The sequence below is a fragment of the Novosphingobium sp. 9U genome (assembly GCF_902506425.1).
Taxonomy (GTDB): domain Bacteria; phylum Pseudomonadota; class Alphaproteobacteria; order Sphingomonadales; family Sphingomonadaceae; genus Novosphingobium.
Genome location: NZ_LR732469.1, coordinates 751,351 through 766,141 on the forward strand (window position 1 = coordinate 751,351; position 14,791 = coordinate 766,141).

Here is a 14,791-nt window from a genome sequence, read left to right on the forward strand (position 1 = left end):
GTCAAGCCCGGGATGACGGTTGAGGAGCCCGATAGGTTGGAGGTGGGGAGCTGATGCGCCTTCACGCATACCATCGCAGCTCCACCAGCTATCGGGTGCGGATCGCGCTGAACCTGAAGGCGCTCGCGTACGAGACGGCGCCGGTGAACATCCTCAGTGCCGAGCAGCGCAGCGAGCCGTTCCGCGCGCTCAATCCCTTTGCGGGCGTGCCGGCGTTGGAGGTCGACGGGCGGATCTATGCGCAATCGCTGGCAATCCTCGAATGGCTCGACGAACGCTATCCCGAGCGGCCGCTTCTGCCAGGGACAATCGAGGACCGCTTTGCCGCGCGGGAGCTGGCCTATGCGATCGCGACCGAGTTGCACGCGCCTTTGAACTCGCCGGTGCTGGCCTACCTGGAGCAGGAGCTGGAGCTCGACAAGGACGCCGTGCGCGCGTGGTATCACCGCTGGTTGGGTAAAACGCTGACCGGGGTAGAGGCGCGACTGGCGCACCGCGGCGCCGGCGATTTCCTGTTCGACGCGCCCGGCCTGTTCGAGGCGGTGCTGATTCCACAGCTCTACAATGCGCGGCGGTTCGCCTTCGATCTGTCGCCCATGCCGCACATCACGCGCATCGAGGCCGCTTGCCTGGCGCTGCCCCCCTTTGTTGCCGCACATCCCGATAACCAGCCCGACGCTCCGGAGAAATCATGAAGCTTGCCTCGCTCAAGTCCGGCCGCGATGGTCGCCTCGTCGTCGTCTCGCGCGATCTCACCCGCTGTGTCGCCGCCCACGAAGTCGCGCCGACGCTGCAGGCGGCGCTCGATGATTGGGCCGAGGCCGAGCCACGGCTGCGCGCTATCGCCGAGCAGCTGGACTCCGGCGCCTGGCCGGGCGAGCCGTTCGATCAGGTCGAGGCGCACTCGCCCTTGCCACGCGCCTACCAGTGGGCGGACGGCAGCGCCTACATCAACCACGTCGAGCTGGTGCGTCGCGCGCGCAATGCCGAGGTGCCGGGGAGCTTCTACTCCGACCCGATGATGTACCAGGGCGGCTCCGATGCGTTCCTGGCTCCTCGCGATCCGATCCCCTTGCGCGACGAGGCCTGGGGCTGCGACATGGAGGGCGAGATCGCCGTGATCACCGACGATGTGCCGATGGGCGTCTCGCCGGCCGAGGCGCTCGACCACATCAAGCTGGTCATGCTGTGCAACGACGTCTCGCTGCGCAACCTGATCCCGGGCGAGCTGGCCAAGGGCTTCGGCTTCTTCCAGTCCAAGCCGCCGAGCGCCTTCTCGCCCGTAGCGGTGACGCCCGACGAACTGGGCGAGGCCTGGCGCGAAGCGCGCGTGCACTTGCCGCTGCGGATCGACTACAACGGCCGACCGTTCGGCCGCGCCGAGGCGGGCGAGGATGCGACGTTCAGCCTCGCCGACCTGGTGGCGCACGCAGCAAGAACCCGGCCGCTGTGTGCGGGCTCGGTGATCGGTTCGGGCACGATCTCGAACAAGGATGCGGAGGGTGGGCCGGGGCGGCCGGTCGAGCAGGGTGGCCTGGGTTACTCCTGCATTGCCGAGATCCGCACAATCGAGACCATCCGCGATGGCAAACCTTCGACCGCCTTCATGCGCTGGGGCGATACGGTCGGGATCGAGATGCTGGATGCAGAGGGGAACTCGATCTTCGGCCGGATCGAGCAGGAAGTGGTGCGCGCTTAGCCGCTCCCACGCCGCCCGAACGGTAAAGCAGTTTGAGTGCCCGAACCGCGCTGATTACTTCAAATACCCTGCGTCAGGGAACCCCCACTCCGCCCGCGCAATTAGCACGCGATGTCCACCTCCAAAGCCAAGCTCATCATCCGCCCCGCCGTGCTGGCGGATGCGCCCGCGATCACGCGCCTCTCCGCCAAGGTCTATGGCCCCACGGAGGCGTTCACCCGCGCCGAGATCCGTGGGCAGATCAACAACTTCCCCGATGGCCAGTTCGTCGCCGAGTACCAGGGCAAGGTCGTCGGCCACTGCGCGACGATGATCGTCAGCTCCGAACTCGCATTCAAGCCGCATACCTGGGAGGAGATCAGCGCCGGTGGCTACGGCCGTCCGCCCGCGAAGGACGGCGACGTGCTCTATGGCTTCGAGATCTGCGTCGATCCCGAGTTCCGGCGCCTGCGCATCGGCCAGCGGCTCTACCGCAAGCGGCGCGAGCTGTGCCAGGACTTCGAGCTGAAGGGCATCGCCTTTGCCGGACGCATGCCCGGCTACCAGCGCCGCCGCCGCAAGTATCCCGATCCGGCCGATTACCTCGAGGCGGTGCAGGCTAAGAAGGTGCGCGATCAGGTCATCGAGTTTCAGATGAGCGAGGGCTACGAGCCGCGCGGCATCCTGCCCGGCTACCTGCCCAACGACCGCGAGAGCGGCGGCAACGCCGTGCTGATGTTCTGGACCAACCCGATCGCGCCACAGGAGACCGGCAAGGCCGTGCCCGGCCTGCAGGAGTGGCTGCCCTCCAACGTGCGCGTCGCCACCGTGCAGTTCCAGATGCGCAAGATTGACACCATCGACCAGTTCGAGGCACAGGTCGAATACTGGATCGATGTCGCCGCCGACTACGAGGCCGACTTCGTGGTGTTCCCCGAGCTGTTCACGCTGGAACTGCTCTCCATGGCCGAGACCAAGCTGGAGCCGGTCGAGGCGATCCGCTGGATATCCGAATACACCCCGCGCTTCACCGAATTCATGGAGCGCATGGCGGTCAGCTACAACATCAACATTATCGGCGGTTCGCACCCGACGCGGGTCGGCAAGGACGAGATCCGCAACATCAGCTATATCTTCCTGCGCGACGGCTCCACCCACACGCAGGAGAAGCTGCACCCCACGCCGTCCGAGCGACGCTGGTGGAACATCCGCGGCGGCTATGGCGCCAGCGTGATCAACACCGACTGCGGGCCGATCGGGGTAATGATCTGCTACGACAGCGAGTTCCCCGAGATGGCACGCCATTTGGTGAACCAGGGTGCGCTGCTGCTGTTCGTGCCGTTCTGCACCGACGAGCGCCGTGGCTACTTGCGCGTGCGCTATTGCTGCCAAGCGCGCGCGGTGGAGAACCAGTGCTACGTCGTGACCTCCGGCGTCGTGGGCAACCTGCCGAACGTGGAGAACATGGACATCCACTACGCTGAGAGCGCGATCCTCACGCCGTCGGACTTCCCCTTCGCGCGCGATGGCGTGGCCGCGGACACCGCGGCCAACACCGAGACGATCGCCATCGCCGACCTGAGCATCGATGCGCTGCTGACCGCGCGCCAGTCGGGCGCGGTGCAGAACCTGCGCGATCGACGTTTCGACTTGTACCGGGTGGACTGGCGGCAGATCGGAAACACGCCGTCGACCGGGGGCACGCCGCCATCGGATTCCGGCGGCGGGGCGCACGGGTAAACCGGCCAGCCAGGCTTGCGGATAGCTCCGGTCCACCTTCGGTGACAGCCCGCTTACAATCCGCTATCGCCGCTCAAGCATCTGGCGAACCTGCTGGATCAGGGAGTACCATGATCAAGGAGCAGCCCCAGTCAGCCGTCGCCAGCCAGCGGGTGGCAGACATCCTGGCCGAGCGCATTCTCTCGGGTGAACTGCCGCCGGGTTCGCGCATCAAGCAGGACGAACTTGCCGAGGAGCTGCGCACCAGCCGCATCCCGGTGCGCGATGCTCTGCGCATGCTGGAGGCGCGTGGCCTGGTCGTAATGCGCGCCAATGCTGGGGCGCGGGTGACCGAGTTGACGACACGCGACTTGGTCATTTCCTACGAGATCCGAGAGCGCATCGAGCCGCTGCTGTTGGCAGAAAGCATCCCCAACCTGACCGAGACTGACCTGGCCGATTTGCGCCGGGTCATCGCGCAGAACGAAGTCTGCACCGACATCGACGAAGCCATCGCGCTGGGGCGTGAGTTCCACTGGATCAGCTATCGCCGCAACGAGACGCCGCTGCTGGCGCAGATCGTCGAGCGGGTCTGGGATACCACCCAAAGCTATCGCCGTGCCTATCTCAAGCTGGCGATGGGGGGCGGCAATCGCACGCACAATGTCGAGCATCAACTGATGTATGATGCGATCGCCAGCGGCGATGTCGAGGTGGCGCAGGCCGTGCTGGTCATGCACATCCGCCGCACCCGCCAGGGCCTCACCCGCCACGCCCACCGCTTGGCCGGCAACGGCGAGGACGCGCATTTGGAAACGGAGCTCAGCACCGCGGCGGAGTAGCTAGAAGCTTCGCCTCCTGTGCGTCGCGATCTACCTCTCGTGCGTCAGCCCGCGAAGGCGGGGATCCATCTCCTGACCTCGTGTAAATGCGGACCAACTGGAGATCGATGCCTGCCTGCGCAGGAATTATAGAGGGAGAGTCGCCGAGACGTATACATCGGGGCTACACCGAAGCTGGATAGATCCGCCGCCCCGCCACGGGCATCGGCGCCTTGTAGACGGTGCCGGTGATCGATTCGGTGAAGAACAGTGTCTTGTTGTCCGGCCCGCCATACGCCGCATTGGTGGTATAGCGGCCCTCGGGCACGTCGATCCGCAGCATCGGCTCGCCACGGTTGCTGAACAGCCACACCGCGCCGAAGCCGACGTGGCAGACGACGAGGTTGTCGTCCTCGTCAATGGCGACGCCGTCGGGGCCGTTGCCGCCCGACATCTGGATGAAGGTGCCGACCTTGCTGACCACTGCGCCGTCCATCAGCAGCGGTACGCGCCAGATCGCGTTGGCGCGCGTCACCGCGAGCAGGACCGCGGTCTCGGCCTTGTTGAGCACCAGGCCGTTGGGGCTGGGGATGCCATCGAGCAGCAGTTCGAGCTTGCCCGTACCAGCCTTCACGCGGAACAGCCGTCCATTGGGATTGTGCCAGCCCGACTGGCCTTGGTCGGTGAAGTAGATGTCGCCATTGCTGGCGATGGTCAGGTCGTTGCAGCCCAGGAAGGGTTCGAGCAGGTAGCGCTCGAACCAGTAGTCCCACTTGCCCGTCGCCGGATCGCAGATGACCATGCCCTTGTGGTGATCGCACACCAGGATGCGGCCGTCGGAGAGGAACTTCATGCCGTTGGGTTGGCCGTCGTACTCGAAGCCGACTTCGCATTGCCCATCGGGGCTGATCTTGAACAGCCGGCTCCAGGGTATGTCGGTGACCCACAAGTTGCCCTCGCCATCGAACACGGGACCTTCCAGGAACGCTGGCGCATCGGCGCCGTAGAGCTGGACGCTGGCCCATTCGGACGTCTCGTGGCGGCGGAACTTGTCCGGGATACGGCAGAACACTTCGGCCTGGATGGCGGGCGGGGCGGCGAACATGGCTCTCTCCTGTGATCGGCTTTGCGGCATGACCTAATCGGAGTTGACGGCGTCGCAAAGTGCTTTCAGGCAACGCGTGTATACATCGGGAGAGTACCGTGAGCGCCGGCGAACTTGTCACCATCATCGATCCCATTCACCCCGCCGGCGTGGAGGCGCTGCTGGCGAGCGGTCATACGCTGATCCAGGGAGAGGGCTGGCGCAAGCATCCGCGACTGCCCGAGACGAGCGTGATCCTGATCCGCACCAGCCCGCTGGGTGAGGACATCTTCGGTTCGATGAGGAACCTCAAAGCCATCGTGAAGCATGGCGCCGGCGTGGACAACATCGCGATCCCGGCGGCCTCGGCCATGGGCGTGCAAGTCGCCAACACGCCCGGCGGCAACAACTCGACCGCGGTGGCTGAGGGCGCGGTGGCGCTGATGCTGGGGCTGCTGCGCCAAGTGAGCGAGATGGATGCCTTGGTGCGCGAGGACCGCTGGAGCGAACGCTGGGGCATCCGCCTGGCCGACCTGACCGGCGCCAAGGTCGGCCTGATCGGCTTCGGCCGGATTGCCCGCTATGTCGCAAAGATCTGCGGCGCCGGTTTCGGAGCGGAGGTCGCCGCCTACGATCCGATGGTGGCGGACGAAGAGGTGCGAGCCGCGGGAGTGGAGCCGATGCCGCTCGCCGAGATCCTTAAGCGCGACGTGATCTCGATCCACACGCCGCTGACGGAAGGCACGCGCAACCTGATCGGTGCGGCGGAACTGGCGCAGATGCATGCCAAGGCGATCATCGTGAACTGCTCACGCGGGGGGATCATCGACGAGGCGGCGCTGGTCGCCGCGCTGGAAGCGCGCAGCATCGGTGGCGCCGGGATCGATGTGTTCGATGCCGAGCCGCCGCCGGCCGACCACCCGCTGTTCCGCTTGCCAAACGTGCTGCTTTCCCCTCATGTCGCGGGCGTCACCGAAGCGGGCATGAAGGACATGGCGCTGCACTGCGCGCAGGTCATCGACATGATCCACCGCGGCGAGAGTCCGCCCACGCTGCTGAATGGCGACATGTTGCGCTGAATTCGATCCGCTCCCGATCCAAAACCGAGCCTAAATGAACCTGGCGGTTCATTTAGGCCGTGCTATCATTCTCCTGTCAAACAAGCTGCGGGCACCGCTTGGCAAAGCGGTCGCACACGCTGGCGGGCACGGGAGACAAGGGTGATGGCAAAGCCCGGATCGGATACGGCGCAGACCGAGGGCAGAGGAACGGGCGCAAAGCGAGGCGCATCCACACGTGCACGCGGGCGGCCAAGTACGGAGACAGCCGCCGCGATCGACCGCGCGATCCTGCAGACCGCGCGCGATCTGTTCTTCGAGCACGGCTACGAAAGCACCTCGATGGCGATGATCGTCAAGGCGGCCGGCGTCTCCAAGACCACGCTCTACGCACGCTACGCGGCCAAGGACGAACTGTTTCGCGCCTCGCTGAACCTCACCGTCAGCCGCATCCAGAATGGCCAGCTGAGCACCGGCAGGCGCGAGACACAGGACCTCGTCGGCGGTCTCGAGGCGTTCGGCCGGGATGCGATCATGATCAGCCGGCTGCCGCTCTGGACCAATTACGAGCGCATGATCTTTGCCGAAGGGCAGCGCTTTCCCGAACTGGCGGAAGTCGTCTCGCAACGCATCGACACGGGAATTCAGACGGTCGTCACGTTCATCACCGAGGCAGCCCCGCGCGAGGGGATCGTCTGCGACGATCCGGACGGCATGGCGACCAACTACGTCATGGCACTGCGTGGCTATTACACCGCCGCCGTCCTCCGCGGCAGAGTGCCCACGATCGAAGAGTGCGACCATTTCGTCGGCAAGCTGGTGGCCATGTTGATCGCCGGCTGCACGCACAAGACCTGAGGCATCGACGGTTCGTTAGGGATTTTTCCCGCAGGAGCGTACGAACCTGCTTGCCGCCTTCGCAACTGCGGCATAGCCAAGGTGGAGGGATCAAGGGTGAACGAAGCGGCAGCATAGCCGCCTGGCAGGTGTCGTCCGTCGCAAGGCTGGGGCCATGGCTCCGGTCCGATCCATGAAGGGAAGTTTTGCCTTGGCCACCATGAACGCTGCCACGCGGGAAACCGACGCGCTGATCGTCGACGTGCTGCGCCACCGCATCGGCAAGGACGAGCGCGCGGCCAAGCTGCACGATTGGTACAAGGCCTCGATCCTGGCGATCCGCGACGAAGTGATCGACCGCTGGATTGAGAGTACACGGCGGACTTACGAGCAGGGCGGCAAAAGGGTCTACTATCTTTCGATGGAGTTCCTGATCGGTCGTCTACTGCGCGACGCGCTGTCCAATATGGGCGTCACCGAGCAGACCGCGCAGGCGCTCGAGTCGCATGGGTTGGACCTTGCCGCGCTGGAAGAGCTGGAGCCCGATGCGGCGCTCGGCAACGGCGGCCTGGGTCGGCTCGCGGCCTGCTTCATGGAGAGCCTGGCAACGCTCGACATCCCCGCCTACGGCTACGGCATCCGCTATATGAATGGCATGTTCCGTCAGCGCATCGACGACGGCTGGCAGGTGGAGCTGCCCGAAACCTGGCTGGCGCATGGCAATCCGTGGGAGTTCGAGCGGCTGGAGAGCACCTACCGCATCGGCTTCGGCGGCGAAGTGGTGGCGGACGGCGACCACGTCGTCTGGCACCCAGCCGAGGAGGTCGAAGCGACCGCGATCGACACGCCAGTCGTCGGCTGGCGCGGCAGGCGGGTGAACACGCTGCGGTTGTGGGATGCGAACGCGCTCGATCCGCTGAAGCTCGATGCCTTCAACGCGGGCGACCATGCCGGAGCGCTGGCCGACCAGGTGCGCGCGGATTCGCTGGTGCGCGTGCTCTATCCGGCGGACTCGCACAAGGCCGGCCAGGAGCTGCGGCTGCGGCAGGAGTACTTCTTCTCCGCTGCCTCGGTGCAGGACATCGTGCGCCGCCACGTGCAGTATGAAGGCGATATCCGCACGCTCCCCGACAAGGCTGCGATCCAGCTCAACGATACGCACCCGGCGGTAGCCGTCGCCGAACTGATGCGCTTGCTGGTCGATCTGCATGGGCTGGAGTTCAACGAAGCCTGGGCAATCACTCAGAAGACAGTTTCCTACACCAACCACACTCTGCTGCCCGAGGCGCTGGAGTCCTGGCCGCTGCCGCTGTTCGAGCGGCTGCTGCCCCGCCACATGCAGATCATCTACGCCATCAACAGCCGCGTCCTGCGCGAGGCGCGCAAGGCGGGGCTGGACGACGCCGCGATCGCCAACATCTCGCTGATTGACGAGAACGGCGAGCGGCGCGTGCGCATGGCGAACCTGGCCTTCACCGGGGGGCACTCGGTCAACGGCGTGGCTGCGCTGCACACCGAGCTGATGAAGCAGACGGTGTTCTCCGACCTGCACAAGCTCTACCCGACGCGGATCAACAACAAGACCAACGGCGTCACCCCGCGCCGCTGGTTGCAGCAGTGCAATCCGGGGCTGACCGCGGTGATCCAGGAAGCGATCGGGCCGGCCTTCCTCGACGATGCGGAGAAGCTGGCCGACTTGAACCCGCTGGCGGGCGATGCCGCGCTGGGCGAGAAGATCGACGCGGTGAAGCGCGCCAACAAGATCGCGCTATCCAACCATATCCGCCAGACAATGGGCCTGCGCATCGATCCCGAGGCGCTGTTCGACGTGCAGATCAAGCGCATCCACGAGTACAAGCGCCAGCTGCTCAACCTTGTGGAAACGGTCGCGCTCTACGACCAGATCCGCAGCCATCCCGAGCGCGACTGGGTGCCGCGGGTCAAGATCTTCGGCGGCAAGGCGGCGCCCAGCTACCACAACGCCAAGCTGATCATCAAACTGTCCAACGACATCGCTAGGCGGATCAATGCCGACCCCTCGGTGGGCGGGCTGCTGAAGGTGGTGTTCGTGCCCAACTACAACGTCAGCCTGGCCGAGCGGATCATCCCCGCGGCCGACTTGTCCGAGCAGATTTCGACTGCGGGCATGGAGGCGTCGGGCACCGGCAACATGAAGTTCGCGATGAACGGCGCGCTGACCATCGGCACGCTCGACGGCGCCAACATCGAGATCAAGGACCGTGTGGGCGACGACAACATCTTCATCTTCGGGCTGACGGCGGAGGAAGTCGCCGAGAAGCGCGTTGGTGGCTACAACCCGCGCGAAGTGATCGAGAACTCGCGCGAGCTGAGCCAGGCGCTCTCGGCGATTGCCACCGGCGTGTTCTCGCACGACGATCCCAACCGCTACCGCGACCTGATCAACGGCATATACGACCACGACTGGTTCATGCTCGCCGCGGACTTCGACAGCTATGCGCAAGGACAGCGCGCCGTCGACACCTGCTGGAACGATCAGGCGCGCTGGCGCACCTCGGCGATCCGGAACATCGCCAATGTTGGTTGGTTTTCATCAGACCGCACTATTGCCGAATATGCGAAAGACATCTGGAACGTGACGTGAAGCCACCGCAGAGCGCCTTGGATGCGCTGCTCGAAGGGACGCATACCGATCCCTTCTCGCTCCTGGGCGTTCACGAGGGACCTGCCGGCACGATGCTGCGTGCGATCCTGCCCGGCGCCGAGGAGGCGGAGGCGTTCACGCTGGATGGCGCGGCGCTCGGTCCGCTCGAGCGCATCGACCCGCGTGGGCTGTTCGAAGGGCGGTACCTGGGTGAGCGGCAGCCGATCCGCTATCGCTGCAATGCCGGTGGCACCGACTGGCTGATCACCGATCCGTACAGCTTCGGGCCGGTGCTGGGCCCGCTCGACGACCTGCTGATTGCGCAGGGTACGCACTACCGCCTGTTCGACAAGCTGGGCGCACACCTGATCGAGCACGAGGGCGCTTACGGCGTCCACTTCGCGGTCTGGGCACCCAACGCCCGCCAGGTGAGCCTGGTCGGCGACTTCAACGACTGGGATCCAAAGCGCAATCCGATGCGCCGCCGCACCGACATCGGCGTGTGGGAGATCTTCATCCCCGACATCGGAGAATATCGCGCCTACAAGTTCCACGTCGTCGCCGCAGACGGCGCGGTGCAGCCGCTCAAGGCCGACCCTTTCGCTTTCGCAAGCGAACTGCGCCCCGCCACCGCCTCGATCACCGCGCAGCCGGCCAAGACCGGGCTTGACGGTCAGGAGTGGGGCGATGCGGCGCATCGCAATCACTGGGCATCGGTAGACCCCAGGCGTGTGCCGATCTCGATATACGAGGTGCATGCAGGCTCGTGGCAGCGCGATCGCTTCAACTGGTTCCTGAACTGGGACGAGATGGCCGACCGGCTGATCCCCTATGTCGTCGACATGGGCTTTACCCATATCCAGTTCTTGCCGATCTCCGAGCATCCTTACGATCCCTCTTGGGGCTATCAGACCACGGGCCTATTCGCGCCGTCCGCCCGTTTTGGCGATCCGGCCGGGTTTGCCCGCTTCGTCGACGGCGCGCATCGGGCAGGCCTGGGCGTGCTGGTGGACTGGGTGCCCGCGCACTTCCCGACCGACCAGCATGGCCTCGTCCGCTTCGACGGCACTGCTCTGTACGAGCACGAAGACCCCAAGCTCGGCTTCCATCCCGACTGGAACACGCTGATCTACAACTTCGGCCGGCGCGAGGTGCAAAGCTTCCTCGTCAACAACGCGCTGTTCTGGGCCGAGCGCTACCATGTCGATGGCCTGCGCGTGGATGCCGTCGCCTCGATGCTGTACCGCGACTACTCGCGCAAAAGCGGCGAATGGATCCCCAACAAGGAGGGCGGGCGCGAGAACTGGGAGGCAGTGGAGTTCCTGCGCGCCGTCAACCGCGCCGTCTACGGCACCCACCCCGGCTTCATCACCATCGCCGAGGAATCGACTGCCTGGCCCGGCGTCACCGCGCCCGCGCACGAGGAGGCACCGCGCACCAACCTGGGCTTCGGGTTCAAGTGGAACATGGGCTTCATGCACGACACGCTGCGCTACATGGGCCGCGACCCGGTGCACCGCCGCTACCACCATGACGACATCACCTTCGGCCTCGTCTACGCCTACAACGAGAACTTCGTCCTGCCGCTCAGCCATGACGAGGTGGTCCACGGGAAAGGCTCGCTGCTCAACAAGATGGCGGGCGACGATTGGCAGAAGTTCGCGAACCTTCGTGCTTACTACGCGTTCATGTGGGGTTATCCGGGCAAGAAGCTGCTGTTCATGGGGCAGGAGTTCGCCCAGCGCCGCGAATGGAGCGAAGACCGTGCGCTCGATTGGGAACTGCGAGACTCAGCACCGCACGAAGGCATGCGCAACCTCGTGCGTGATCTCAACCGTCTCTATCGCGAGAAGCCGGCGCTCCACGCGCGCGATTGCGAGAGCGACGGGTTCGAGTGGCTGGTGGCCGACGACAGCGAGAACTCGGTCTTTGCCTGGTTGCGCAAGGCGCCGCATGGCCCCGCGATCGCAGTGGTCAGCAACATGACGCCCGCCCTGCGTACCAAATACCGGTTGAAGCTGCCGTGGGATGGCCACTGGCGCGAGATAATGAACACCGACTCCCCCTACTATGCGGGCAGCGGCGTTGGAAACCTCGGACGGGTCGAGGCCAAGGGCGGGGTCGCCGAGATCACTCTCCCGCCGCTGGCCACGGTGATGTTCGAATACGTGGGCTGAGCAGGAGAGCCGAGGATGATTACCGGATCGGGGAACAGACCCTCAGGCCAGCCCCTTGCGCGTGACGCGATGGCCTATGTCCTTGCCGGCGGACGCGGCAGCCGTCTGCACGAGCTGACAGACACGCGCGCCAAGCCTGCGGTCTACTTCGGCGGTAAGGCGCGCATCATCGACTTCGCGCTGTCCAACGCGATCAACTCGGGCATCCGCCGCATCGGCGTCGCTACCCAGTACAAGGCGCATTCGCTGATCCGCCACATGCAGCGCGCCTGGAACTTCATGCGTCCCGAGCGCAATGAGAGCTTCGACATCCTGCCCGCCAGCCAGCGCGTGTCCGAGCATCAGTGGTATGAAGGCACTGCAGACGCCGTCTACCAGAACATCGACATCATCGAGGCGCACGCGCCCAGGTACATGGTCATCCTGGCAGGCGACCACATCTACAAGATGGACTACGAGCTGATGCTGCGCCAGCACGTGGACTCGGGCGCCGATGTGACGGTGGGTTGCCTGGTGGTCCCGCGCATGGACGCGACCGGCTTTGGCGTCATGCATGTCGACGAGGACGACCGGATCACCGCTTTCGTCGAGAAGCCGGCCGACCCTCCGGGCATCCCCGCCCAACCAGACATGGCGCTCGCCTCCATGGGCATCTATGTGTTCGACACAGGCTTCCTGTTCGACCAGCTGCGCCGTGATGCTGCCGATCCCAGTTCCAAGCGCGATTTCGGCGGCGACATCATCCCCTACCTCGTCAAGCACGGCAAGGCGCAGGCGCACCGCTTCACGGCCAGCTGCATCCGCGCCTCGGGCGAGATGGAGGAGTATTGGCGCGACGTCGGCACCGTGGATGCCTACTTCGACGCCAACCTCGACCTGACCGACACGGTCCCCAAGCTCGACCTCTACGATCGGGAGTGGCCGATCTGGTCCGACGCGGTGGTCGCCGCCCCGGCCAAGTTCGTCCACGACGAGGAAGGGCGGCGCGGCAATGCGATCTGCTCGCTGGTGTCCAACGATTGCATCGTCTCGGGCGCCACCGCGACGCGTTCGCTGCTGATGACCGGCGTCAAGATGGGCAGCTTCTCGGCCGTGAGCGAAGGGGTGATCCTGCCTTACTGCAACATCGGCCGCGGCGCCCGGCTGAAGCGCGTGATCATCGATTCGGGCGTGCGCATCCCCGAAGGCCTCGTCGTCGGCGAAGATCCCGAGTTGGATGCGCAGCGGTTTCGCCGTAGCAGCAACGGCGTATGCCTGATCACAAAGCCCATGATCGAACGCCTGATCAACTGACGATGCCGCTACGGGTTCTGTCGGTTACCTCCGAGGCGGTTCCGTTCGTCAAGACCGGCGGCCTCGCCGACGTTGCGGGCGCGCTGCCTGCGGCGGTCGCGCCGCACGGGGTAGAGGTGACGACGCTGCTGCCGGGCTATCCCACGGTTCTTGCCAGGCTCGGCCGCAAGCGCGTGGTGCATGTCTGGGAGAGCCTTCTGGGCGAGCCCGCGCGGCTGCTCGCCGGCATGTTAGGTGACGCGCCGCTGGTGGTCCTCGATGCGCCCGGACTGTTCGCGCGCGAGGGCAGCCCCTACCTCGATCCCGCCGGACGCGACTGGGCCGACAATTGGCATCGCTTCGCCGCACTCAGCCGCGCTGCCGCCGATATCGCGGGAGGCGCCATGGTCGTGCGGGGCAAGCGCCGCCACTATGACGTGCTCCACGCACATGACTGGCAGGCGGCGATGGCGCCCGCCTACCTGCACTTCGGCATGACGCCCGAGGCGCCGATCGTGCCCTCAGTGGTGACGATCCACAACATGGCGTTTCAAGGTTGGCAGGGCGCCGAGGTCTTCCCGCGCCTCGGCCTGCCGCGCGACGCCTGGTCGGTCGACGGTGTCGAGTACCACGGTGGCGTCAGCATGCTGAAGGCAGGTCTCGTCACCGCCAGCGCGATTACCACCGTCAGCCCGACCTATGCGCAGGAAATCCGCACGGGTGAGTTCGGAATGGGCCTGGAAGGCCTGGTTGTCGCGCGAGGACGCGATGTCTCTGGCATCCTCAACGGCATCGACGGCGCAGTCTGGAACCCGGAGAGTGACCCGCTGCTCGCCAAGCGCTTCACCGCGCGCGCGCTCGGCCGACGCGTCGCGAACAAGCGTGCGCTTGAAGCCGAGTTCGGGCTGGAGCCCGGCGCGGGGCCTCGTGCGGGCGGTCCGATCTTCGTCGTCATCAGCCGGCTGACCTGGCAGAAGGGCATGGACGTGCTGATCGAGGCGGTCGACCACCTCGTCGGCCTGGGCGGGCGGCTGGCGCTGCTGGGTTCCGGCGAGCCGGAGGTCGAGGCCGGCTTCCACGCCGCCGCCGCGCGACATCCGGGCCGTGTCGCCGTACGGATCGGTTATGACGAGGCGCTGTCGCACCGCATGCAGGGCGGCGGCGACGCGATCCTGATCCCCTCGCGCTTCGAACCTTGCGGGCTGACCCAGCTTTATGGCCTGGCCTATGGCTGCGTACCGGTGGTGGCGCGCACCGGCGGGCTTGCCGACACCGTGATCGACGCCAACCCTGCCGCGCTTGCTGCCGGTGTCGCGACCGGTGTGCAGCACGGCGCGGTGTCCTACGCCAGCCTCTCGGCCGCACTGACCCGCACGGTGGCACTCTACGATCGACCCGAGGAATGGCTGCGGCTGCAGCGCAACGGCATGGCCTGCGACTTCTCGTGGGGTGCGAGCGGCAAGGCCTACGCCGAGTTGTACCGCTCGTTGCTGCAGTGAAGCAGCCTGAGTCGCGGGTATTT

The 14,791-nt window shown here is 65.7% G+C and carries 11 protein-coding genes; 10 read left to right on the forward strand and 1 reads right to left on the reverse strand.

The features are described from left to right. The first annotated feature begins 53 nt into the window (after positions 1-53). From maiA to GV044_RS03465, 4 genes are all read left to right on the forward strand, one after another. Positions 54-695, forward strand: a complete 642-nt coding sequence (gene maiA / locus GV044_RS03450; protein ID WP_159865484.1) for a maleylacetoacetate isomerase — start codon at positions 54-56, stop codon at positions 693-695. Then, a complete protein-coding gene (locus GV044_RS03455; RefSeq protein WP_159865487.1) occupies positions 692-1,699 on the forward strand; it encodes a fumarylacetoacetate hydrolase family protein in 1,008 nt (335 codons plus the stop codon). Before maiA ends, GV044_RS03455 begins: the two co-directional genes overlap by 4 nt. A 111-nt stretch (positions 1,700-1,810) precedes the next feature. Further along, complete coding sequence (locus GV044_RS03460) at positions 1,811-3,418, forward strand: bifunctional GNAT family N-acetyltransferase/carbon-nitrogen hydrolase family protein (protein ID WP_159865490.1); 1,608 nt, start codon at positions 1,811-1,813, stop codon at positions 3,416-3,418. A gap of 110 nt (positions 3,419-3,528) precedes the next feature. Next, complete coding sequence (locus tag GV044_RS03465) at positions 3,529-4,239, forward strand: GntR family transcriptional regulator (protein WP_159865493.1); 711 nt, start codon at positions 3,529-3,531, stop codon at positions 4,237-4,239. A gap of 163 nt (positions 4,240-4,402) precedes the next feature. Here the strand turns inward: GV044_RS03465 and GV044_RS03470 are convergent, their stop codons facing one another. Beyond that, entirely contained in the window at positions 4,403-5,323 is a 921-nt protein-coding gene (locus GV044_RS03470; RefSeq protein ID WP_159865496.1) for an SMP-30/gluconolactonase/LRE family protein, read from the reverse strand. 98 nt (positions 5,324-5,421) lie between these two features. On the opposite strand from GV044_RS03470, the gene GV044_RS03475 reads away from it, so the two are divergent. The 6 genes from GV044_RS03475 (at position 5,422) to glgA (ending at position 14,768) form a co-directional block, all read left to right on the forward strand. After that, positions 5,422-6,381, forward strand: coding sequence for an NAD(P)-dependent oxidoreductase (locus tag GV044_RS03475; RefSeq protein ID WP_159865499.1), 960 nt, complete (start codon positions 5,422-5,424; stop codon positions 6,379-6,381). Between the two features lie 144 nt (positions 6,382-6,525). Continuing rightward, the gene (locus GV044_RS03480; protein WP_159865502.1) at positions 6,526-7,218 is read left to right on the forward strand and encodes a TetR/AcrR family transcriptional regulator; all 693 of its coding nucleotides are present in this window, start codon (positions 6,526-6,528) and stop codon (positions 7,216-7,218) included. A gap of 199 nt (positions 7,219-7,417) precedes the next feature. Beyond that, entirely contained in the window at positions 7,418-9,820 is a 2,403-nt protein-coding gene (locus tag GV044_RS03485) for a glycogen/starch/alpha-glucan phosphorylase (RefSeq protein WP_236554668.1), read from the forward strand. Next, entirely contained in the window at positions 9,817-11,997 is a 2,181-nt protein-coding gene (gene glgB, locus GV044_RS03490) for a 1,4-alpha-glucan branching protein GlgB (RefSeq protein WP_159865508.1), read from the forward strand. The genes GV044_RS03485 and glgB overlap by 4 nt, the downstream gene beginning before the upstream one ends. Positions 11,998-12,012: 15 nt before the next feature. Beyond that, positions 12,013-13,290: a glucose-1-phosphate adenylyltransferase gene (glgC, locus tag GV044_RS03495; RefSeq protein WP_159865511.1), complete on the forward strand. Its 1,278-nt coding sequence runs from the start codon at positions 12,013-12,015 to the stop codon at positions 13,288-13,290. A gap of 2 nt (positions 13,291-13,292) precedes the next feature. Further along, positions 13,293-14,768: a glycogen synthase GlgA gene (gene glgA, locus GV044_RS03500; protein ID WP_159865514.1), complete on the forward strand. Its 1,476-nt coding sequence runs from the start codon at positions 13,293-13,295 to the stop codon at positions 14,766-14,768. Positions 14,769-14,791: the final 23 nt, after the last annotated feature.